The following is a 22,960-nucleotide window of genomic DNA, read 5'->3' as shown; positions in this document are numbered from 1 at the left end:
CCAGTCTGTCGCCGCGGGCTCTTCTATCGGAAGCCCGTCTAGCTGCCGTATTTCACGGCGGTGATCGTCACTGTTCCATATTGCGTCGGTATACGGACATAGACAGGAGCATATACATTCATGGTGTCGGCCTTGGCAAACCAGATCTCCATGCCGTCGGTCTTGGCGAGATAGAGATAATCCTTGCGCGTCCCCTTGTAGCCGCTCCTGGGTGTGAAGCGTACGCCGCAGGCGATCGTCTTGCCCTTGAAACCATCGGTCGAAAACGGGTGCGATCCCTTCGGCGACAGTTTCAGATCCATGCGCATCTCGCCGTCGAAGACAGCCAAGGTCTGATTGCAGAGATTGAGATTGGCGGTAGCCGGAAAGATCATGCCGGAAATTGGGTCGAGCACCGCGCGCAAATCTGCATCATGGACGGGTATCCAGCTCTGCGGCCGCTTTGGCTCCGGCGTGATCGTATTCGACGTCACATTGCCATTGGCATAGGCGACATCGTAGGTGCGTTCCTTTTTCCCGCTTTTGTAATAGAGCGTGTAATGCGTCGCCTGCAGCTTGCTGTCGCCGACTGTGCCGGTTACATCGGTTTTCGCATCGATCGACGTCACAAGATCCGCGAGACCGGCCGAGGAAATATCGCCCCGGATGGTAAACTGCTTGTTCTTGACCTCGGTCTTGAAATCCGCCCTCGCGATCGGAAAGCCCGCAAGCGCCACTCGATATTGCGTTTCATGCCGCAGCTCTTCGGCCGATGCCGCCAACGGCACCGACGCCACCAGGGCCGAAATAAAAAGCCACCTTCGAATTTGAACCATGACCAGAGCCTTCAACAGAGAGCAAGGCAGCATATATAGGCGCATTATGCGCTTCCTGCGACGGTGAGAAAACAGCAGCTTTTTGACGGAATTGCGGGAAAGCTCAAGGTTTGGCTTGACGTAGCCGGCCGCGCTGACTATAGAACCGCAACTTTCCAATTATGGCCTGTTGGATTGCGCGCCGGGTGTTGCCCGGAATGACTATCCGATGGCCAAGAAAAACAAAAGTAGGTGTTTCATGTCCCGCATGTGCGAATTGACCGGCAAGGCCGTCCTCGTGGGCAACAATGTCAGCCACGCCAACAACAAGACCAAGCGTCGGTTCCTGCCGAACCTCTGCCAGGTCACGCTGATCTCCGACGTTCTCGGCCAACGCTACCGCCTGCGCGTATCCGCTGCAGCGCTCCGCTCGGTCGAGCATCGCGGCGGTCTGGACGCTTTCCTCTTGAAGGCAAGCGAAAACGAACTCAGCATGCGCGCTCGCCTGCTGCGTCGTCAGATCGTCAAGAAGTCCGCTGAAGCTGCCGTAGCTGCCTAAGCTACAGTACTTCGCGATATCATACGGGCTAAAAGGCTTGCGCGGATAATATCCGGACAAGCCTTTTTCCATGTCCGGTTTCCTCCAGCTGGTGGCATCACCCAGGATAAAAAAATGCTGACAGCACGCCATACCCTTATCTACGTTATGCTGATGACGCTGGTCGTCGTCGCCTCCAATATCCTCGTTCAGTATCCGCTGCATGCGACGCTCGCCGGCGTCAATCTTGCGGATATCCTCACCTGGGGCGCCTTCACCTATCCTGTCGCCTTCCTGATTACCGATCTCACCAACCGCCAGTTCGGCCCCAAGGCCGCACGCAAGGTGGTGTTTGCCGGCTTCGTCGTCGGCGTCGCTCTGTCGTTCTATACCGCACAGCCACGCATCGCGATCGCCTCCGGTTCGGCCTATCTCGCCGGCCAGCTTCTCGACATCTCCGTGTTCAACCGCCTGCGCCGCATGGCCTGGTGGCGTGCGCCGCTCTTCGGTTCGCTGATCGGCTCGATGTTGGACACCGCGATGTTCTTCTCCTTCGCCTTCGCGCCGCTGTTCGTGTTCTTCGGCCCGAACGAGCCCTTCGCGATCGACTGGGCGCCAATCCTTGGCGTCTTCCAGACGTCGGCTCCCCGCTGGATTTCCTGGGCAATCGGCGATTTCACGGTGAAGATGACGGTCGGCCTCGTCATGCTGCTGCCATACGGCGCACTGATGAATGTGCTGAAGCCCATGCAGCCGGTTCGCGCTGCGTAAACGGCTATCGAAGCAATTTTATGAAAGCCCGCAACCAGCGGGCTTTCTCATTTCTGGCTGACCAGCTTCTCATCGCGGAGCCGGAATTCCAGCATCAAGCTCCGCTGCAGGATCGAATGGTTGTCATCGGAGACCATGATCAGATGGGTCGTGCCATCTTCGGCCCGGAAGGCATCCAGCCCTTCCATATTGTCGATCTGCAGGTTGGACCCTGCCTGGAAGATGACCTTGCCGTCCACGACCGCGTCAGGCCGGATATCGTCGCCTCTAATGCGGCGGATACGCACGCCGATACCGTGCGCCAGATCGAAGCGCCGCTCCAGCAGCAGCAGATCGCCATCGGGTAGGAAAACACCGTCGCTGGCGTCGAAATCATCATAGTGGCGCACTGTGAAGCGGCCCTTCAGCGGTCCTTCCAGGATCGCCGCCAGCATGTTCCCCTGATCGTCCAGGCTGCGCTCCGCGACGATCACCGCTGCCCCCGAAAGCGGGCTCGATTGCGGCGCGATCATTAGGGTTTCCAGGCTGCGGTTGCCTCGCAATTGCTTTCTCGGAATCAGGATCGGAATGCTGCCATCGGGCGGCGATGTCTCGAAACCGGGATCGGGATAGGCGTCGACGCGATGATCCTGCTCGTAGCTGGCGAGCACCCGGTTGTCCCGGAACGCCAGTCCCTCCGCATCCATTGCGCCCTTGCCGGCATCCGTCTCGCCGAAACGATCGATCATCGGCATGATGCGGGCATCGACGACGCCCTTCAGCTTGCCGTTCTCATCGCGCTCGATGGTCCCCGTGAACCAATGGCCGGTATCCAGGACAGAAACGAACTGACGCTGATCGGGGCGGAAGCGGATGGCGGAGAGGGCGCCGAGGAGCGCATTGTCGGAGCTGAGTTCGAGACCGCCGATAAATTCGAGCGCACCGAACTGGGTCTGCTCCGAACCGGGCCTGAGCGCCGAAATCGCCGCTGCATGGATTTCCGCCGGCCCGCCCTCCGAAGTGTTCATCGGACCGCAGCCGGCGAGGAGCATCACAAGCATGGTCGCGCAGCAAAGGCGTTTCATGGGCTCTCGCGGGGCCTTCGGGATCGGGATGACATATCGGCAAACCACCGGCCGAGCGGCCGATGCGGGCAGAATTATCGGCTATTCAGCTTGCGCGGCGCATACGCGAGCGCGGCAGGCTTGCCTGATCCTCGAACAGTGATGCAAGCTGCTCGGTCATTGCGCCAGCCAGCTCGTCGGCATCGACGATCGTGACGGCGCGGCGATAATAGCGCGTGACGTCATGGCCGATGCCGATCGCCAGCAGTTCTACAGGCGAACGCGTTTCGATCTGCTCGATCACGGCGCGCAGATGCCGCTCCAGGTAGTTGCCCGGGTTGACCGACAGCGTCGAATCGTCGACCGGCGCGCCGTCAGAGATCATCATCAGGATGCGGCGCTGCTCGCGGCGGCCGAGCAGGCGGTTATGCGCCCAGATCAATGCCTCGCCGTCGATATTTTCCTTGAGCAGGCCCTCGCGCATCATCAGGCCGAGATTGGTGCGCGCCCGCCGGTAGGGCTCGTCAGCCGATTTGTAGATGATGTGGCGGAGATCGTTGAGCCGGCCCGGCGTCTGCGGCTTGCCGTTTGCAAGCCATTTCTCGCGCGCCTGTCCGCCCTTCCAGGCCTTGGTGGTAAAGCCGAGTATCTCGACCTTGACGCCGCAGCGTTCCAGCGTACGCGCCAGAATATCGGCGCAGGTGGCTGCAACGGTGATCGGCCGGCCGCGCATGGAACCGGAATTGTCGATCAGCAGCGTTACGACCGTATCGCGGAACTGCGTATCACGCTCCATCTTGAAGGACAGGGCCTGCATCGGGTCGATGATCAGGCGCGTCAGCCGCGCCGGGTCGAGATAACCCTCTTCCAGATCGAAATCCCAGGCACGGTTCTGCTGCGCCATCAGCCGGCGCTGCAGGCGGTTGGCTAGCCGCCCCACGGCACCTTGCAGATGGGCCAGCTGCTTGTCGAGGAAGGCACGCAGGCGTTCGAGCTCCACCGTGTCGCAGAGTTCTTGCGCCGTCGTCGTCTCATCGAATTCCTCGGTGAAGACGTGGTAATCGACCTTTTCGTTGAAGTCGGCAAACGGCGTGTTCGGACGGCGGGTCTCGCCCGGCGTCTCCGAATCCTCTTCGCCCTCTTCGCTCATGTCGTCGTCGGAGATTTCGGCGCCATCCATCTCGCCGTCGTCCATCTGCTCGTCTGAGGCTTCGCTGTCTTCGGCGGGCGCGGAGTCGGAACCATCATCGCTCTCGACATCCTGATCGTCCTGATCCTCGCCGCTCGGCTTGTCCTCTTCGGCCGACTCGTCGTCGGAATCCGGCTCCATCTCCTCGTCGCCATATTCCTCGGCCATATCCATGGCCGTCAGCATATTGCGGATGACGCGGGCAAAACCCTGCTGGTCGTTGATGGTCGAAAGCAGATTGTCGAGCTCGCCGCCGGTCTTGTCCTCGATGAAGGAACGCCAGAGGTCGAGCACCTTGCCGGCACTTTCCGGCGGCTGCTGGCCGGTCAGCTTCTCGCGCACGATCATCGCCATGGCTTCGCCGAGGGGGGCGTCTTCTCGCCGCTCGATGCCGGAGAAATTGGCTTTGGCATATTTCTCGGCATTCATCGAGTTGAGGTTGGCGGCCATACCGCTCATGCGCAGCGCACCGATCGATTCCACGCGCGCCTGTTCGACGGCATCGAAGATCGAGCGGGCATCCGCCCCCTGCGGCGCCATGGTGGCGTGCACGCGGGCGTCGTGGCAGGCAAGCCTCAGCGCCATCGAATCGCCGAGACCACGCGTCACGGCCAGCTCATGCACCGTCGGCCGCCTCGAAAGCTCCGGCAGACGAATGCGCTCGCCTGTCATCCCCGGGCGTTCGTTGGCAAAGGCCACCTCGACCTCGGCATCGCCGGCGATCGAACGCACGCAGCCGGTTATCGCCCGACGCAACGGCTCCATGTCCACCGGAGCGCCCGGCTTCGCTTTGGAATTGTCTCCGCGACCTGCCATGACTTGCTGGCTCTTCTTCTCTTAGGCTTCAAGCACGATGTTGGCAGCACTTTCCTTCAGCTCGACGCCGAAGGCACGCTGATATTGCTCGGCGACCAGCGGCCGCTCCAGCTCATCGCACTTGTTGAGGAAGGTCACGCGGAAGGCGAACGCGACATCGCCGAAGATTTCCGCATTCTCAGCCCAGGTGATCACCGTGCGCGGGCTCATGACGGTCGATAGATCGCCGTTCATGAAGGCGGCACGGGTCAGATCGGCGACGCGCACCATCTTGGACACGATGTCGCGGCCTTTCTCCGTGCGGAAGGACTTCACCTTCGCCAGCACGATGTCGACTTCGTTGTTGTGCGGCAGGTAGTTCAGCGTCGTAACGATCGACCAACGGTCCATCTGTGCCTGGTTGATCTGCTGCGTGCCGTGATAAAGGCCGGTCGTATCGCCAAGGCCAATGGTGTTGGCGGTCGCGAACAGGCGGAAGGCCGGGTGAGGACGGATGACACGGCTCTGGTCGAGCAGGGTCAGGCGGCCCGAGGATTCCAGCACGCGCTGGATGACGAACATAACGTCCGGGCGACCGGCGTCATATTCGTCGAAGACGAGCGCGACATTGTGCTGGTAAGCCCAGGGCAGGATGCCATCCTTGAATTCGGTAACCTGCAGGCCATCCTTGACGACGATCGCATCCTTGCCGACCAGATCGATACGGCTGACGTGGCTGTCGAGGTTGATGCGCACGCACGGCCAGTTGAGGCGGGCTGCGACCTGCTCGATGTGTGACGACTTACCGGTGCCATGATAGCCGGAGATCATCACGCGGCGGTTATGGGCAAAGCCCGCGAGGATGGCGAGCGTCGTCTCGCGGTCGAACAGGTAGTCGGTGTCGAGGTCGGGTACGTAAGCGCTGCCCTGGCTGTAGGCAGGTACACGGATATCGGAATCAATGCCGAAGACTTCACGGACCGAAACGGTAGTGTCGGGAACTTCGGAAATATCAAGGTCAATCTTGCTCATCATGTCTCCAGGGCGGGTGGCTCTCACCCTGCCATATCAAACTCAGCCGATTTATCCGAAACGCCGCAGCTTGTTGCCCGCATCCGTTCGGTCGGAACAGCGGCGATACTTCTCCGGGACTAAAGCAAAATCTCGGCGCGATGACATGATCGCTTGCGAGCATCCTTGAACAGAGTCCCCGGACAAGAAACGCCGCGTCCGGAAAGTTGGCCGAGGTGCAGCCAGCCAAAAGCGCACCTTGCCGCAGCTGCCTGCGGCCTAAGCCGATTTGGACCATACCTGATTGAAGGCGGAGAGCAAGGACAGGAATTAACAAAAACCGTTCTGCTTCAACAATTGATAGGCCTGAATGACGGCGCGAAACCGTTCTTCCGACCCGCGATCGCCCCCGTTGGCGTCCGGATGGTGCTTTTTCACCAATTCCTTGTAACGGCTCTTGATCTCCGGCCCGGTGGCATTGGCGCCCAGCCCCATCGTGTCGAAGGCCTTCGCCTCGAGCGTTTTCAGCTTGCGCTCCTGCGGGAAACGCGGTCCGCGTCCCGGGCCTTGCCCTTCCTTGACGAAGCCGAAGGGATCGCGCACCCGGGCATAGGAACCGGAGCGGATGTCGGAATGCAGCGGGCTGTTGCGCGCCGCCTTGTTGACGCCGACGGTCCAGGTCGGGCGATGGCCGGTGATGGCCTCCTTCTGGTAACGCGCGATCTCGCCGTCCGAGAGGCCGGAGAAATAATTGTAGCCCTTGTTGTATTCCTTGACGTGCTCGAAGCAGAACAAAAAGAACTGCCCTTCCGCATTGCGCCCTACCGGCGCACGATGCGTGCCCTTTTTGTCGCAGCCGTCCCACTGGCACGTCGGCGGGGCCTGTTCGGCCTCCGGCTCGCGTTTGCGGCGGGTTCGAATGCGGTCGAAGTATTTTGAATCGAGTCTCATGGCGCCCTAATTATGGGGCCTCAGCCACCCCACAACAAGAATTGACAAATAGGAATGTTGCAGGCTTTGTGGGAACCTTTTCGCGAACAAGGTGATGGCGGGAAAATGGAAACGACACTTCAATCCCGCATTGAGAAAAAGCTCACCGACGCCTTCGCGCCAGAGCGTCTCATTGTCATCAACGAAAGCCACATGCACGCCGGCCATCAGCCCGACATGACCGGAACGGGCGAAACTCATATAAGAGTTCGGATCGTCTCCGCCAAGTTCACCGGCATGCCGCGTCTTGCCCGCCACAGGGCGATATCAGAGCTTTTGAAGCCGGAGCTGGATGCAGGGCTGCATGCGCTGGCCGTCGAGCCGGCGGCGCCGGGGGAAGCCGTGCGGTGGTAAGCCGCTATTGCGGCTTACCCTCTTCCGTCTCCGCCGGCCTGATCCTGATCTTGGTGATACGGTTCTTTTCACGCTTCATGACGATGAAGCGCTTGCCGTAGAAGGTGAAGGCCTGGCGCTCTTCCGGGATGGTCATTGATTCGTGAATGACGAGGCCGGCAATTGTCGTCGCCTCCTCGTCGGGCAGATCCCAGTCTAGCGCGCGGTTCAAGTCGCGAATCGGCACAACGCCGTCGACGACGATCGAACCATCGGCCTCCTGCCGCACGCCCTGGATATCGAGATCGTGCTCGTCGGCAATATCGCCGACGATCTCCTCAAGAATGTCTTCCAGCGTGACGATGCCCTGCACTTCGCCATATTCGTCGACCACGACGGCGAAATGCTGCTTGCGGCGCAGGAAGGCATTGAGCTGATCTTCGAGATTGGTGCTGTCGGGCACGAACCAGGGCTTTTGCGCGATCTTGGAGATGTCGAGATTTTCCGGCTCCACATTCGGCTCCGCCAGCGCCCGCAGCAGATCCTTGGCATGGACGACGCCGATGATGTTGTCGATCGTGCCGCGCCAGAGCGGCATGCGCGTATACGGGCTGTCGAGAATGGCCCGCACGACCACTTCCGGCGGGTCGTCGGCATTGATGGCGCGCATCGCCGTGCGGTGGACCATGATGTCGGAAAGCTCCAGCTCGCCAAGATCGAGAACGCCACCCAGACGATCGCGGTCCGCCTTGACCACCGAACCTTCGCGATGCAGCAGGTCGACGGCGCCGCGCAGCTCGTCATGAGCCGACAGCATCGACACTTCCTTGGAGAGATTGATGCCGAAGATGCTGAGAATCCGCCGGACGATACCGTTGACAAAGCTCGATATCGGCCCGACCACGGCAACGAAGAGACGCACGGCGCCGGCGACGCTGAGAGCAAAACGATCCGGCGTCGAGATCGCCCAGCTTTTCGGCAGGACTTCCGCGAAGATGACGAGGATGACGGTCATGGCCAAAGTCGCCAGCGCGACGCCGGAACTGCCGAACAGGCCGAGAAACAGGCTGGTCGCAATCGATGACGCCAGGATGTTGGCGAGGTTGTTGCCGATCAGCAGCGCCCCGATCAGCCGGTCACGGCGCTCGATGAGCTTGCGCACGATCCCCGCCTGCTTGTCGCCATTCGCTTCCAGCGTATGGATGCGGCTGCGCGAGGCCGCGGTCAACGCCGTTTCCGAACCCGAGAAAAACGCCGAAAGCAGCACGAGCACGATGATCGAGATGATCTCAGGCCAATATTCCCACAAAACAGCCAGCGTGCCTTGAACCGTCATTACGGATGTTTTTCCCTTAGGAAACTGAGGACTTCGGAGGCAGGGACGTCATCGGCGGCGAAGGATTGTCCGATGCCGCGGGTGAGGATGAAGGTGAGCTTGCCGCTCTTGACCTTCTTGTCCTGCGCAATCGCATCCATCAGCACCTCGGCCGGCGGCAGCTCGCCCGGAATGTCGCCCATTCGCGTCGGCAGACCGACCGCCTTCAGATGCGTCTCCACGCGCTTGGCATCGTGCGGGCTCGCCAGATTGAGGCGCGAGGAAAATTCGTGCGCCAGCACCATGCCGATCGAAACACCCTCGCCATGCACCAGCCGCCGGCTGTCATAGGCGGTGGCCGCCTCCAATGCATGGCCAAAGGTATGGCCGAGATTGAGCAGCGCCCGGGGACCATTTTCCCGTTCGTCGGCGACAACGACGTCGGATTTCGCCTGACAGCTCGCGGCAATCGCCTCGATGCGAGCCGCACCGCCGGAGAACACCTCTTTCCAGTTGGCCTCCAGCCATGCAAAGAAATCCGGCTTGTCGATCAGCCCATATTTGGCGACCTCGGCGTAGCCGGCGCGGAACTCACGCTCGCTGAGCGAATTCAGAACGTCGGTATCGGCCAGCACGAGATCGGGCTGATGGAAGACGCCGATCAGGTTCTTGCCGTGGTGGGTATTGATGCCCGTCTTGCCGCCAACGGATGAATCCACCTGCGACAGCAGCGAGGTCGGCACCTGCACGAAACGAACGCCACGGCGCACGATGCCTGCGGCAAAGCCAGAGAGATCGCCGATCACGCCGCCGCCAAGCGCGATGACGGCATCGTTGCGCTCGACACGGGCGGTGAGCACCGCATCACAGACGGCCATCAGATGTTCGAAGCTCTTGGTCTTCTCGCCCGCCGGCAGCACTAACTTGGAGGACTGAATACCGGCCCCTTGAAGGCTCGCAAGCAGCTCATCGAGGTAGAGCGGTGCGACATGTTCGTCCGTAATGATAGCGGCCCTGCGGCCTTTCAGCCTTGCTGCGATTTCCTTGCCGGCACGGGCAATCAGGCCGGGGCCGATCAGAATATCGTAGGCGCGCTCGCCGAGGGGCACGCGGACGAGGCGCTCCGCCGACGCCGGTGTGATCGCATTCATGGTATCTTGCTTTCTTCTTTCCCCTCGACGATGGCGGCAAGGACTTCCTTGACCATGACATCCTTGCCGACATCGCGGGATAAAACCGTGAAATCGGCTTCCGCATAGATCGGATAGCGCGCGTTCATCAGATTTTCGAGGGTCTGTTTCGGATTCTCGGTTTTGAGCAGCGGCCGGGTGTCGCGCTTGCTGACACGATCCCAGAGCACGTCGAGATCGGCCTTCAGCCAGACCGACAGGCCGCTGCGTTTGACGTGCCGGCGCGTCCGGTCGTTGATGAAAGCGCCGCCACCTGTGGAAACCACGCGGGGGCCGCCCTTCAGCAACCGCTTGATCACCCGCGTTTCCAGAGCCCGGAACTCAGCTTCACCGTAAGCCTCGAACAACTCGGTGATGGTCATGCGCGATACGCGCTCGATCTCGATATCGGTATCGACGAAGGGAATGCCGAGCTGGTTTGCGACCAGCCGGCCGATCGAGGATTTTCCGGCCCCCATCAACCCAACGAGGACAAGATTGCGCGTGCCCAACACGGAGCGCGCTCTGTCTCTGAGGCTTTCTGCAAGGGTCAGCACTTCTTCACTCATCGGCCCATTCACAATTTGTTTGGAAACGGTATCGTCAAATGCACCTGTAGCGTCAAGACGCCGCAACATAAACATGTCTGCAATATCCTTCCGCTAACCGTTGGCGGATAGGATTACAATATATCGCCGGACCAATGATCGGGACGAGGAGAGTTTCTGAATGCCGACCCTGTTTCGCTTCCTTGTCATCTGTGCGGTGATCGCCGGATCGGTCTATGGAGCAATGTGGGCTCTCGTGCTCTTCGTCGAACCGCAGCCGCGCGATGTAACGATCCGCATACCCTCGGAACGCGTCAACCCGCCGGCCACCGGCTCGGTGAAGCCGTAAGCGCGGAGATCATGGTGAAGGATCTGAGCCGCGCACATATGGAAGCCTTCCTGGAAATGATGAGCGCCGAACGCGGCGCGGCGGTCAACACGCTGCAATCTTATGAGCGCGACCTCGACGATCTTCATTCCTTTTTGTCCGGGCGCGATGTCCGCATGACGGAAGCGGGATCGAACGATCTCGGTGCCTATCTCTCCGGCCTATCGCGCCAGGGTTTCAAGCCGTCATCGCAGGCGCGCCGGCTGTCGGCCATGCGCCAGTTCTACAAATTCCTCTATGCTGAGGGTCTGCGCACGGATGATCCCACCGGCGTTCTCGACGCGCCGAAGAAGGGGCGCGCATTGCCTAAGACCATGGGGATGGAGGAGGTAACACGTCTTCTGGCCCAGGCCGAACAGGAAGCGGCCGTGGAAGGCCCCGATCAATTGCAGCACCTGCGCATGCTGGTCCTGCTGGAGCTGCTCTATGCCACCGGCATGCGCGTCAGCGAACTCGTTTCCCTGCCGGCCAAAGTGATGGACCAGGAAGGGCGTTTCCTGATGATCCGCGGCAAGGGCAACAAGGAGCGGCTGGTGCCACTGTCGCAGTCGGCCATCGCTGCACTGAAGACCTACGGCAGGCGCCAGGCGGAAATAGCGGCAGCTGCCGCGCAACCGGCCCCGGAGAGCCCGTGGCTCTTCCCCGCAGCGTCCAAGCAGGGCTATCTGCCGCGCCAGGTTTTTGCGCGGGACCTGAAGGATCTCGCCATTCGCGCCGGGCTGACGCCCTCGATGATCTCGCCACACGTCATGCGCCATGCCTTCGCGAGCCACCTGCTTGCCAATGGGGCGGACTTGCGTGTGGTGCAGGAACTTCTTGGCCATTCCGACATTTCGACCACACAAATCTACACGCATGTGTTGGAAGAACGGCTTCACCAACTGGTGCAAACGCATCACCCCCTTGCCAAACAGGCCAAAAAACAGGAATAGGACCGGCACACAGGCTATACGTGCCGTCTTTCGTCACGGGCAAAAGGATCGGAAACGCACCTCATGCACAATTATCTCGACTTCGAAAAACCAATCTCGGATCTCGAAGGCAAGATTCACGAGCTGAAGAAACTGGCAAGCGAAGACGAGAGCATCGACACGTCCGATGAAGTCGGCCGGCTCGAAATCCGCGTCCGCGAGGCCATGGCCGATATCTATTCCAAGCTCAACGCCTGGCAGAAGACGCAGGTCGCCCGCCATCCGCAACGCCCGCATTTCGTCGACTATGCCGGAGCGCTGTTTACGGAATTCACGCCGCTGGCCGGCGACCGCAAGTTTTCTGAGGATGCCGCCATCCAGGCCGGCTTCGCCCGCTTCCGCGGCCAGCCCATCGCCGTCATCGGCCAGGAAAAGGGTAACGACACCAAGACGCGCCTGAAGCACAATTTCGGCAGCGCCCGCCCTGAGGGTTACCGCAAGGCGATCCGTATGCTGGAAATGGCCGATCGCTTCGAACTGCCCGTCATCACCCTAGTCGACACGGCAGGCGCCTACCCCGGCGTCGGCGCCGAAGAGCGCGGCCAGGCGGAAGCGATTGCCCGTTCGACAGAAATGTGCCTGGGCGTGAAGGTACCGATCATCTCCGTCGTCATCGGCGAAGGCGGCTCGGGCGGCGCGATCGCGATCGCCACCGGCAATCGCGTCTATATGCTCGAACACTCGATCTACAGCGTGATTTCACCCGAAGGTGCAGCCTCGATCCTCTGGCGCGATTCCACCCGCGCGAAGGAAGCCGCCACCAACATGAAAATCACGGCCGACGACCTGAAGGGACTCGGCATCATCGACGGCATTATTCCCGAACCGCTCGGCGGCGCCCATCGCGATCCGCAGACGGTGATTGCGGCAACCGGCGACGTGATTTCCAACGCGCTCGGCGAACTTTCCAGCCGTTCGGGCGAACAATTGCGTAGCGACCGCCGTCAGAAATTCCTCAACATGGGTCGCAATCTCTAACTTAAGTTCGAGAATCGTGACCACACAAACGAGAATGAGGCCAAATCTTGGCCACATTCTTGTTATCGAAACAATTATGGCAAAGAAAAGCTTGCGGGTGCGCCGCGGGCGCGTCATAGGCTGGTAAGGAATTTTCAAGTATAAGCCGTCTATGATTCTGTTTCATGTTTCGATTGGGGCGGCGAAACAGATCGTGCGGCCGCTCTTCGCATCTATGGGCTAAGTCAGAATGCGCATCCGTCACCTCGCCTACATATCCCTGATGGCGCTGGCTCTCGCTGGCTGTAACGATACGCTGGAATCGGCGTCGATCGATCTGTCGACGGTGAAAAACAAGGTCGAGCAGCCGCTTCCCGCCCATATCGTCGCCGACATGGCGAAAAAGGGCATGGAGCGCAATTCGCCGATCATGATCCGCATCTTCAAGGAAGAAGGCGTGATGGAGATCCTCAAGGCGAACCAGAACAATCGCTTCGAGGTGATCGCCAGCTACAATATCTGCGCCTGGTCCGGCCGTCTCGGCCCGAAGGTGAAGGAAGGCGACCGGCAAGCGCCGGAAGGCTTCTACATGCTGACGCCTGCCAACCTCAACCCGAACTCCAAATACTACCTCGCCATCAACACCGGATTTCCGAACCGCTATGACGCGGCCAATGGCCGCACGGGTGCCAATCTGATGATCCATGGCGCCTGCTCGTCGTCGGGCTGCTATTCGATGACCGACCAGGAGGTGCTGGAAATCTATGCCTTCGCACGCGACGCCTTCAAGGGTGGCCAGAAGGCAGTCCAGCTTGAGGCCTTCCCTTTCCGCATGACGGCGGAAAACATGGTCAAGCATCGTCTGAGCCCCAACATCGAATTCTGGAGGATGCTGAAGGTCGGCTACGACAATTTCGAGGTGACGAAGCGTCCGCCGGAAGTCGAGGTCTGCGAAAAGAAATACGTCTTCAACCAGCAGGCCAGCGGCCCGTTCAACCCCGCTGGCAAATGCCCGGTCATGACCACGCCGCCGGCCCTACAGGTGGCGCTGGCGACCCATGACAAGCAGTACCAGTCAGATTATGCCGTGGCCTCGAAGAAGTTTGACGGCATGGCCTGGTACGATCCGACCGAAGCCGAACGCAAGGCCATTGTCGCCAAGCAGCGCAAGGGCCACGATATCGCCTACGCCCCGACCGGTACCGCGCTTGCTGCCGGCAAGATGATGAAGGTCGCCGATCTGGAGTCGATGATGGCGAACCAGTCCGGGCAGCAGCTTGCCCGCGGCGGCACCGTCGCCAATCCGACGACGGCAAGCGTCCGCATGGCGACGGCCACTCCGGGTCTCGCCGGACAGCAGGGAACTCAGCCCGCCGGCATCGCCGTGGCAGCCAACGTTCCCGCGAACGTGCCGATCCCGATGGCAAACCCCATGGTCAACCCGCTCGCCTATGCGGCGCCGCCTGTGGAAACAGCACAGACGGAGCCAGCCAAGAAACCGCCTTTCTGGAAGTTCTGGGCCAAGAGTGAATAGCCTGGACGACAGGGTTTACGATCTGCGCGGGTTGAAATGCCCGCTCCCCGTGCTGAAAACGGAAAAACGCCTGCGCGGCATGCCGTCAGGGGCGATCCTGACCGTCGAGACCAGCGATCCGCTGGCCATCATCGACATTCCGCATTTCTGCAGTAAAAATGGCCACACCCTGGTCGCAACCGAGAAGACGGAAAGCGGTCATCGCTTCATCATCCGCAAGCGATAGCGAGTATCGCCTAAAGCGTATCTTGCTCCACTTTCTCCCCGGCGGGGAGAAGGTAAAAGCCTCAGAACCTCATCCCCGGCACGGCCAGCGGATTGTCCTCAAGTGCTGCGCGATCCGGTGTATCGACGCGCGGCTTGCTGAGGAACGCGTCGAACATGCCCTTCACGAAATCTTCAGGTAGGTCCTTGGTGATGATCACCATGCGTGTGCGTCGGTCGTCAGGATTGGGCCAGGCGGGCAGGCGCATGGGCGGATGGAAAATATTCTGCACGCCATGCAGCACGACCGGACGCTCCGGCCTGTCGGACACAGCAACGATCGCTTTCATCCGCAGGAGTTTCTCGCCATGGGCGGAACGCAAGAGGTCGATGAACATTTCCAGCGCGATCGGATCGATCGGTTGGTTTTCGATAATCGAGAAGGAGCGGATCGACTCGTTGTGACGGGTCACGTCATGGGCGTGCTGATGCCGATGGCCATGATGATCGTGGCCGTGGCGGTGATGACCATGCCCGTCACGGTGATGACCATGGTCGTCATGATGATGATCATGCTCATCCGTTTCCAGCTCGTCCCGCAGCCAGCGGCCGACATCGGCGATCTTGGAGGCCGGATCGTAGAGGCCGTTGACCAGAATGGCGGCGCGGCCGGCCTCGTCGCTATCAGCGTTCAGCATCTGCGCCCGCGGATTGAGCGACCTCAGCCGGCTTTCCAGCATACCGTCAGACGCCGCTCCTTCCAGGCCGGTCTTGGAGACGATCAACCGGTCGGCGACCGCCACCTGCTTGCGCGCCTCTTCGTGGTTATCGAGCGTCTGCAAACCGTTCACCGCATCGACGACGGTGATCACGCCGTCGAGGTCAAAATTGGTGGCGATGATCGGATTGCCCATGATCGACTGCATCACCGGCGCCGGATCGGCGAGACCGGTCGTCTCGATGACGACGCGCTTCAGCGGCCGGATGCGGCCGGTCTGCATGGCATCCATCAGGTTCGCCAGCGTATCCACCAGCTCGCCGCGCACCGTGCAGCAGAGGCAGCCATCGGAGAGTTCGATGATGGAATCGCCGGAGCTTTCGACCAGCAGGTGGTCGATGCCGACATCGCCGAATTCGTTGATGATGACGGCCGCATCCCGCATCTCCGCATCCTTGAGGATGCGGTTCAGCAATGTCGATTTGCCAGCCCCGAGAAAGCCGGTCAGAATCGAAACCGGCACTCTCTGCTGCGGAAGGCTCATGGTTCAGATCCGATCAGAAAGTGGGACGCGGCATCGGGATGGGTATGCCGGTAGCATCGCGCGTCGCGACAATTTTATTGCCCTTCACAGCCTTGTCGCCTTTCGCGGTCGTATCTTCCTGATCGCCCTTGCTTGCGGTCGCGACGTCCTGGCCGCCGATGAGGCCGGCATAGACGAAATTTGGATCGTGATCCATTTCATGGATATAGGGCGACTGCACCTTCGTGCGGCCCGTAGGATCGCGCGTCTCGCTGCGGGCCTTTGCGCCCTTGGCGCTGCAGATGTCGGCGGTGACGTCGGCGACCTCATCCTGGCCCTGCTGCCCATAGGGCTGCAGGCTTGCCAGCGTGTCCCGCCCGGAAAACTGGTTCTCGAAGCCCTTTTCGAGGAAATTCGCGGAATCGTCGGCGCGTGCCGCAAGGCTGTCCGTGCCGAGAACGACGGAGATCAGCGTGCGGCCGTTGCGGGTGGCCGAGGCGATCTGATTGAAGCCGGAAGCGCAGATGAAGCCGGTCTTCATGCCGTCGGCGCCGTCGAAGCGGCCGATGAGCATGTTGATGTTCTGCACCTGCTTGACGCCGTTGGTGAAGCCTTCCAGCGAGAAATAGCTGGCATATTGCGGGAACTCGCGGCGCAGCGCGACGCTGACGACCGCTAGGTCTCGCGCCGTCGTGTACTGACCCTTGCCCGGCAGACCGTTGGGATTGATGTAATGCGTGTCGCGCATGCCGAGGCGAGCGGCTTCCGCGTTCATGCGCGCGACGAAGCCCTGCTCGGAGCCGCCGACGGTCTCGGCGATCGCCATGGCGAGGTCATTGGCGGATTTGACCAGCATCATCTTCAGGGCATTGTCGAGGGTCAATTTCTGGCCCGGCTTGAAGTACATCTTCGCCGGCGGCTGCGACGAGGAAAGCTTGGACATGACAACAGGCGTATCGAGCGAAATCTGGCCGGACTGGATGGCGCGGAAGGTAACATAGACCGTCATCAGCTTCGTCAGCGAGGCCGGATACCACTTGCGGAAGGCTTCTTCATGATCGAGCACGCGGCCGGTGCTGACATCGACGAGGATATGCGGATTGGCTTCGGCCACGTGCGCGGTCGACAGCAAAAGCATGGATGCGGCTGCGGCCATGGGAACAAGCCGCATGGCGGCATACAAACGATTTTGCTTCGTCGGCACGGTCTATCCTTCAGAAGTCCGGAATTTTCTCGAAAGCTCCGCCTATTTAACCTATATGGCTAGGAGAAGGCAAAGGCGATTGACGAGTTTATTACCAATGCATCACAGCCTTGTGATCGCGCGCACGACATCGAAAAGTGCGATGTGATGTCCGAGGTTGGTGCCAAACCAAATTGCTAGACCCGAATCCGATATTGAGCAGCAGGAAAAATCAGCATGCCGATTTTGAACAGAGCCGCCGAACTCCAGGACGAAGTGACCGAATGGCGCCGTTATATCCACACAAGGCCTGAGCTGTTGTATGCGGTGGAAAACACCGCCGCCTTCGTTGCCGAGAAGCTCAGGGCGTTCGGCGTCGACGAGGTCGTCACCGGCATCGGCCGCACCGGCGTCGTCGGCCTGATCCGCGGCAAGGGTGAAGGCCGCACGGTCGGCCTGCGCGCCGATATGGATGCTTTGCCACTCACCGAAATCACCGGCAAACCTTGGGCCTCCACCACGCCGGGCAAGATGCATGCCTGCGGCCATGACGGCCACACCGCCATGCTGCTCGGGGCTGCCAAATATCTGGCCGAGACCCGCAACTTCAACGGCAATATCGCCGTCATCTTCCAGCCCGCCGAAGAGGGCGGCGCCGGAGGCGATGCCATGGTCAAGGACGGCATGATGGAACGCTTCCAGATCGCCGAGGTCTACGGCATGCACAACCTGCCGGGCCTGCCAGTCGGCCAGTTCGCAATCCGCAAGGGCGCGATCATGGCCGCAACCGACGAATTCACCATTACCATCAAGGGCCGCGGCGGCCATGCCGCCATGCCGCACAAGACCATCGATCCCATCGCCATAGGTGCCCAGATTATCACCAACCTGCAGCTGATCGCCTCGCGCAGTGCCAACCCGCTAAAGTCGGTGGTTGTCTCGGTGACCAAGTTCAATGCCGGCAACGCGTATAATGTCATTCCGAACGACGCGAGCTTCGCCGGCACCGTGCGCACTCTCGACCCGGAGATCCGCGATCTCGCCGAACAGCGCTTCCGGCAGATCGTCAGCGGCATTGCCGCAAGCCACGACGCCGAAGCGGATATTCATTTCCACCGCAACTATCCGGTGACCGTCAACCATGCCGACGAGACCGATCACGCACTTGCCGCCGCGCGCGACATCGCCGGCCCGGCCAACGTTATCCCCGATGTCGATCCCATGATGGGGGGCGAGGATTTCTCCTACATGCTGAACGCTCGCCCCGGCGCCTTCATCTTCGTCGGCAACGGCGACACCGCCGGCCTGCACAACCCGGCCTACGACTTCAACGACGAAGCCATCGCCCACGGCATCTCCTACTGGGTGCGCCTCGCCGAGCAGCGCCTGGACGCCTGAGGGCATGACCATCTCTGCGTGCGCCCGATAATAGCGCACGCCCAGGCGAAAGCTGATCGTCTCCAGGACGTAAAAGGGCTTGGCTTCGGGCCCTTGCTTTTGTATGGATCAATCCCAGTGGTCCCGTAGCTCAGCAGGATAGAGTACATTTAAGGGTGCACAACTTTACCGATGCCGACTAAGTCACTGTAATAATAAGAAAAACGTCGACGGTAATCTTCCTGTTTTCGAATTAATCTGATGTTTCGACACTCGGGACGTGGTCGCGCTTGACTAGGTCCCCGCCTCGTCACCGGGAAACGGTTCACCCGCGAACCAATAACGGCGCTTCACCACCTGGAATTTTCCGCTTCGAGCCAAAGCTTTGCTGACTAGCCCCTCGATGTCAGTGGATGGAAGATCTACGTCGCATGCGAATACGCGCTCGACTATCTCCTGTCGACGAACCGGTCGCCGCCCCTGCTCCAACATGGCGGTGGCCAGCTGAACAATTAGCTGGGAACGGGAACTAGTTTGCCTGTTTGACGATAAGGTTTCCTGATGGAAGCTCGCAGGCTCGTCGATATGTGGTTGCCGCTTTATCTGTTGTCGTATGGCGTCCACCACGGCCTTCGTTGCTGCAGTTTCCGCCTCCACAACGCGTCTAAATCTCTCAATTTCTGCAACCGTTGCTGCTCGATAGGCTTCGATCTGTCGCTCTTTATCACGAATGAAAGACGCCAACACCGCTTCCTGTTCAGCCAGCTTTGACTCGCATTGCCGCAGCGTGTCTTCCAAAAAAACTCTTGAAGAGGACATCAGTTCATCGGCATCAATTTGCAAAACGGACAACCTCCGCACTTCTGAGACGGACATAATCTTTTCGAAAAAGGACAGATGCAGTATTGTCACAGCGAATCATGTCCAAGAAGATTGGGCGGACGCGTTGCAGCGCATCCGCCCTAACGATCAACCTGAGCTCTTACCCCCGGGGTCGACCTATGTCCTACAAATAGGCCAATTCACCAAGATTTTCCAGTAGCGCATCGTGTCCCTCATCAAAGCGGACACGTAACCCACAAGGATTCAGCTTTGTGGCAGCAAGGATTCTGTCCTTTAGAACGGAACTGAGTCCTTGCGCCCGTCTGCACAGCAAGGATCCGCTCTCAACGAGCATTATGAGGGCCTCATGAGTGTCATTGCTTCAGCGACGAAACCTTTGATCCACGCAATAGCGGCGGCCGACGCCTGGCTGTATTCGAAGCGTGCCGAACGAGGCAAGAACCACGTGATTGTGTTCCAGCAAGTACGACGCGCCGGGCTGAGCTATACCCTCCCCGTCCTGTATCTTATCCAACCTTTGAATGGTGGACGCGTTTCCTTGCACCGCGTCGACGGCCTCTTGGACCTTTTGATCGCAAACTCTTCAAAGTCGAACACATGGAAGCTCAACTATGCGCGAGCATTTGGGCTTATGGCAGATTGCGCGACTGCTCTGATGTCGAAAGGGAAATTAAAGTTTAGGACGTTCGGAAAGGACTTTGCGAACGCACTTCGTTCGGGAACCATACAAGTCCGCGCAGATGGAACGGTCATCGATGAGCTCGATCTGTTCTGGCACCCTCGTAGCAGGCGAACATGCAAGGAACTGCTTAAGGCACTCACCCGATATCTGGAGAAAGCTCCCAGAAGTGCTATCAAAAATAAGCTTCTCCAGTCCTTCCTGGGTCCCGAGGTGGTCGCTACCACTAATATGGCGCGAGAGGCATTGATACGGAGCCGGCAACGACTCTTGTCTCACTTGGACACGACTGAAAAAACTCCTCCCGATCGGGCTTCTGGAATAATTGGCCGGGCACCAAATTCGACGAACACCACACATCGTTTTCCAACCGCATATGTTTGGCCGATGCTTTTCGAAGGGTTTACTTCTCCAAGGGGCGGCACTGACGAGACGGCGCAACTATTGGCGCATTTCCAAATCTTAGGTGGATGTCGTTCGTGCGAGCCGTTCCACATTTGGGTGCAGGACGTGCAATTCATAGAGGGACGCCCGGTCGTCTTTCTTCACCATCCTGAAGAATCTGACGTAGAGGGACGCGATGGTAAGGTTGGAACTCGATCCACTTACCTGAAAATGCGACACACTCGGATGTCCCGAAACAGGCTTTTCAAAGGGAAAGAAGCCGTCGGTTGGAAAGGCTTGGAAGATGAGAAGATCGGGGCAGTAATCCAGTGGTTACCCATCCCGGGAGTTGAGGAACGCGTCGCTCGCTTGCTAGTTCATTATCTCAGCGTCACACGACCTCGTCTAATGAAACGACGCCGGGCCTTAGGTTTGCCCGATCATCCCTACCTGCTCGTTTCAAGCGGACAGTGGGACGACGATGATTCCCGAATTGGGGCGCCCTATACCCGGTCGGCATACTACGGGGCTTGGGGTCGCGCGGTTGGGCGCATAGCAAAAATATATAAAGACCCATCACTCAAGGTGGAGAAGAAACGGGGCACCACCACCCAAGCCGGCCGCCATTTTTACGGTTCTTTTCTGAAAACGATCGGTGCCGACAACGATCTTATACGTCGTTGCATGCGACATCTTAATGAGAGAAGCCAGATACCCTACACGAAGCTAACGCCCGCCGAAACCAACGAGATACTCCAAACGGCTGCTAAAAAGGGGCTTCCCGCGGGCTTTTCCTCCATTGCCGACGCAATCGCATCCATGAAACGAAAATTCACCGGAGATCCGGATTCCTGAAGCAAGTATCGCGACTGTAATCCGACGGCGGCTTATGGCTGACGAATTTCTCCTTCAACCGATGAGATCTGCTCATGGTCAGCGCTGCTCTCCTGACGTTTCCAGGCGAAAACGAACCAGTAAACGTAAACATAACGGACCAACATCTCAACGATCTTGGTCAGCCAGTTTCAATCCAAGTCCGCGACCTGTTGAACCAATTGCCCCGCTACCGGGGGCCGTTTCTTGAGCTTCCATCACGATTTCAGGACACCGCAGAGTTGGTCATCGCCGAGCAAGTCTATGTTGCTCCCGCATTCATAATGTCCCGCGAAAAAGACCGCGTGCTTGGCGCTGGGATCCTGAAAGCTATCGTAGACGGCACTGAGCTCGGTGCCGACATGCTTGAGAGCCTTGAAGAAGTTGGATTGATGGAATTCATCAACAGGCAGTCTCTCCACAACCGGGCAACATACCTCAGAGAGACCTACAAGATCATCGCCGTATTCGCATTGTGCACCATGGGCTGCAGTACTCTTGCGTCGATGCCACTAGGCGCGATCCATGCATTAGTTGGCTATTTTCGCACCAAGAATGGCCTCAGATGGAAACGTGACCTTTGGGGATCTAGCGAAGTCGGTATTCAGTGCGCGAGGGAGGTCATACTAGCTCTTGCGCGCTACACGGGCGACGACACCCTCTTCCCCTTGGCAGTTAATCATCGAATGTCGACCCATGGGGAAACGGTTCGCACGTGGAAGGCTCTTCAGGTAAGCGAGCATCGCATCGACAAGGAAGTGATTGCCGCGTACCGGGAGTTCGCCAAAGACTCTCTCACCAAGCCGTCCGAAGGGCGGAGAGACACAATGGACATGATCGGGTGGCTACGGTCGATCGTTCCGGACGGCAGTGTGCTGGAAGCCCTCAAAATGAGAGAGCGGCCATCAACGCTCGCGCAATTCCTAGGCGACCGGCTCGGGAAGGTTACACCAGATCTTGTTTCTCGATTGCGTCGTATGTTTCGATTCTCGAATTTCATGTTCGATTTGTATTCTGATCAGTCTCTCGACGTTCCATGTTGGCCACTAATCACCCTGGAAGAAATCGATTCAGTCGCGGATCGTTGCTCCTCTACCGCCTTCAAACCATCGCGAGCAAGGAGCAGAGCGCTACCTGAACGGCTGGCCACAATTGCAAGTGAAATTCTGGAGGAAGGCGAACGGGGATGGCCAGGCCAATCCGGCCTCTTTCGCGAACTGGTACGAAATCAATCGGGAAAGCTCGAGAGACGCTACTGCCCGACCATGGTGAACATCTACCGAATAATGTTCCGCCTCCCCTTAAGGAGGGCTCAGGTGAAGCGGTTAGATTCGGGAGAGGGGGACGCGCGCCGTTTCCATGGCCTGAAAAAGCGATGGGAAGACAACACTGGTCCTCACGCGGGTTGTTGGAAGCGGATAAATGCCGAGCTCCAACAGAGAGGTTATGCGTTTGAGTTCGACGAGTCGCTCGGTTCAAAATTTACGGGCATTTACGTAAATACCAACAAGACTGGAGAGCCTTATTACATTCCACGGGAGGACGACGAAATACACCGCATCCTGTTCGAGCAAAGAGAATGGGTCGAGAAGTATATACCTGTAGATTCCCCAACCATTCCTTTGCAATACGTAGACGGTGCGAGCGAGTACCCGCGAAAAACTATCGGTAAGCTGCCGGATATTTTTCCGCTATTCCGGCTTGGCAGCGGAAAACGCTGGGGGTCAGTTCTATAGCGCGGCGATCAGGATGAGACGCTAGCGACAATCTAGATGAGACTCTTAAGTCGCGGTCGGGGTGAAGGTATCATGTTGATTGTCGCTGGCAAGA

At 59.2% G+C, this 22,960-nt stretch carries 22 protein-coding genes; 11 read left to right on the top strand and 11 right to left on the bottom strand.

Annotated elements, in window-relative coordinates; genetic code table 11:
* Positions 1-38: 38 nt before the first annotated feature.
* Complete coding sequence (locus tag PY649_RS30510; RefSeq protein ID WP_285872664.1) at positions 39-815, bottom strand: DUF3108 domain-containing protein; 777 nt, start codon at positions 813-815, stop codon at positions 39-41.
* Positions 816-1,053: 238 nt separating this feature from the next.
* Between PY649_RS30510 and rpmB the strand changes: the two genes are divergently transcribed.
* The gene (rpmB, locus tag PY649_RS30505; RefSeq protein WP_069612914.1) at positions 1,054-1,353 is read left to right on the top strand and encodes a 50S ribosomal protein L28; all 300 of its coding nucleotides are present in this window, start codon (positions 1,054-1,056) and stop codon (positions 1,351-1,353) included.
* Between the two features lie 114 nt (positions 1,354-1,467).
* Positions 1,468-2,103 (top strand): queuosine precursor transporter, encoded by a 636-nt coding sequence (locus PY649_RS30500; protein ID WP_285872637.1) that lies wholly within the window; start codon positions 1,468-1,470, stop codon positions 2,101-2,103.
* A 47-nt stretch (positions 2,104-2,150) separates the two neighbouring features.
* Here PY649_RS30500 and PY649_RS30495 read toward each other — a convergent pair whose 3' ends face one another.
* The 4 genes from PY649_RS30495 to PY649_RS30480 all read right to left on the bottom strand — a co-directional run bounded on the left by PY649_RS30495 (position 2,151) and on the right by PY649_RS30480 (position 7,092).
* Positions 2,151-3,167 (bottom strand): esterase-like activity of phytase family protein, encoded by a 1,017-nt coding sequence (locus PY649_RS30495; protein ID WP_285872636.1) that lies wholly within the window; start codon positions 3,165-3,167, stop codon positions 2,151-2,153.
* Between the two features lie 85 nt (positions 3,168-3,252).
* Positions 3,253-5,151, bottom strand: a complete 1,899-nt coding sequence (cobT, locus tag PY649_RS30490) for a cobaltochelatase subunit CobT (RefSeq protein WP_285872635.1) — start codon at positions 5,149-5,151, stop codon at positions 3,253-3,255.
* A gap of 21 nt (positions 5,152-5,172) precedes the next feature.
* Complete coding sequence (cobS, locus tag PY649_RS30485) at positions 5,173-6,162, bottom strand: cobaltochelatase subunit CobS (RefSeq protein ID WP_285872634.1); 990 nt, start codon at positions 6,160-6,162, stop codon at positions 5,173-5,175.
* 309 nt (positions 6,163-6,471) lie between these two features.
* Entirely contained in the window at positions 6,472-7,092 is a 621-nt protein-coding gene (locus PY649_RS30480) for a J domain-containing protein (protein WP_285872633.1), read from the bottom strand.
* Positions 7,093-7,197: 105 nt separating this feature from the next.
* Here PY649_RS30480 and PY649_RS30475 point away from each other — a divergent pair, with 105 nt between their 5' ends.
* On the top strand, positions 7,198-7,485 hold the full coding sequence (locus PY649_RS30475) for a BolA family protein (RefSeq protein WP_285872632.1): 288 nt from the start codon (positions 7,198-7,200) through the stop codon (positions 7,483-7,485).
* A 4-nt stretch (positions 7,486-7,489) separates the two neighbouring features.
* Here PY649_RS30475 and PY649_RS30470 read toward each other — a convergent pair whose 3' ends face one another.
* The 3 genes from PY649_RS30470 to PY649_RS30460 are packed head-to-tail and all read right to left on the bottom strand — an operon-like array spanning position 7,490 to position 10,517.
* A complete protein-coding gene (locus PY649_RS30470) occupies positions 7,490-8,800 on the bottom strand; it encodes an HlyC/CorC family transporter (RefSeq protein WP_285872630.1) in 1,311 nt (436 codons plus the stop codon).
* Positions 8,800-9,930, bottom strand: coding sequence for a 3-dehydroquinate synthase (gene aroB, locus PY649_RS30465; RefSeq protein ID WP_285872629.1), 1,131 nt, complete (start codon positions 9,928-9,930; stop codon positions 8,800-8,802). Before aroB ends, PY649_RS30470 begins: the two co-directional genes overlap by 1 nt.
* Positions 9,927-10,517, bottom strand: coding sequence for a shikimate kinase (locus PY649_RS30460; RefSeq protein ID WP_285872628.1), 591 nt, complete (start codon positions 10,515-10,517; stop codon positions 9,927-9,929). Before PY649_RS30460 ends, aroB begins: the two co-directional genes overlap by 4 nt.
* 160 nt (positions 10,518-10,677) lie before the next feature.
* On the opposite strand from PY649_RS30460, the gene PY649_RS30455 reads away from it, so the two are divergent.
* From PY649_RS30455 to PY649_RS30435, 5 genes are all read left to right on the top strand, one after another.
* Positions 10,678-10,845 (top strand): hypothetical protein, encoded by a 168-nt coding sequence (locus PY649_RS30455; protein ID WP_285872627.1) that lies wholly within the window; start codon positions 10,678-10,680, stop codon positions 10,843-10,845.
* A 14-nt stretch (positions 10,846-10,859) separates the two neighbouring features.
* Positions 10,860-11,816, top strand: a complete 957-nt coding sequence (xerD, locus tag PY649_RS30450; RefSeq protein WP_285872626.1) for a site-specific tyrosine recombinase XerD — start codon at positions 10,860-10,862, stop codon at positions 11,814-11,816.
* Between the two features lie 63 nt (positions 11,817-11,879).
* Complete coding sequence (locus PY649_RS30445; protein WP_285872625.1) at positions 11,880-12,833, top strand: acetyl-CoA carboxylase carboxyltransferase subunit alpha; 954 nt, start codon at positions 11,880-11,882, stop codon at positions 12,831-12,833.
* 229 nt (positions 12,834-13,062) lie between these two features.
* Entirely contained in the window at positions 13,063-14,346 is a 1,284-nt protein-coding gene (locus PY649_RS30440) for a L,D-transpeptidase family protein (protein ID WP_285872624.1), read from the top strand.
* On the top strand, positions 14,339-14,572 hold the full coding sequence (locus PY649_RS30435) for a sulfurtransferase TusA family protein (protein WP_432761435.1): 234 nt from the start codon (positions 14,339-14,341) through the stop codon (positions 14,570-14,572). Before PY649_RS30440 ends, PY649_RS30435 begins: the two co-directional genes overlap by 8 nt.
* 61 nt (positions 14,573-14,633) lie before the next feature.
* Here PY649_RS30435 and PY649_RS30430 read toward each other — a convergent pair whose 3' ends face one another.
* Positions 14,634-15,812, bottom strand: coding sequence for a CobW family GTP-binding protein (locus PY649_RS30430; protein ID WP_285872623.1), 1,179 nt, complete (start codon positions 15,810-15,812; stop codon positions 14,634-14,636).
* Positions 15,813-15,825: 13 nt separating this feature from the next.
* A complete protein-coding gene (locus PY649_RS30425; RefSeq protein ID WP_432761434.1) occupies positions 15,826-16,995 on the bottom strand; it encodes a D-alanyl-D-alanine carboxypeptidase family protein in 1,170 nt (389 codons plus the stop codon).
* A 216-nt stretch (positions 16,996-17,211) separates the two neighbouring features.
* On the opposite strand from PY649_RS30425, the gene PY649_RS30420 reads away from it, so the two are divergent.
* Positions 17,212-18,372: a M20 aminoacylase family protein gene (locus tag PY649_RS30420; RefSeq protein ID WP_285872622.1), complete on the top strand. Its 1,161-nt coding sequence runs from the start codon at positions 17,212-17,214 to the stop codon at positions 18,370-18,372.
* Between the two features lie 273 nt (positions 18,373-18,645).
* Here the strand turns inward: PY649_RS30420 and PY649_RS30415 are convergent, their stop codons facing one another.
* Positions 18,646-19,227, bottom strand: coding sequence for a hypothetical protein (locus tag PY649_RS30415; protein ID WP_285872621.1), 582 nt, complete (start codon positions 19,225-19,227; stop codon positions 18,646-18,648).
* A gap of 313 nt (positions 19,228-19,540) precedes the next feature.
* Between PY649_RS30415 and PY649_RS30410 the strand changes: the two genes are divergently transcribed.
* Entirely contained in the window at positions 19,541-21,112 is a 1,572-nt protein-coding gene (locus PY649_RS30410; protein ID WP_285872620.1) for a hypothetical protein, read from the top strand.
* 74 nt (positions 21,113-21,186) lie between these two features.
* A complete protein-coding gene (locus tag PY649_RS30405; RefSeq protein WP_285872618.1) occupies positions 21,187-22,866 on the top strand; it encodes a VPA1269 family protein in 1,680 nt (559 codons plus the stop codon).
* The last annotated feature ends 94 nt before the right edge of the window (positions 22,867-22,960 follow it).

This window comes from Rhizobium mayense, assembly GCF_030272705.1.
Lineage (GTDB): Bacteria > Pseudomonadota > Alphaproteobacteria > Rhizobiales > Rhizobiaceae > Rhizobium > Rhizobium mayense.
This window is presented reverse-complemented; position numbering and strand designations above follow the sequence as displayed.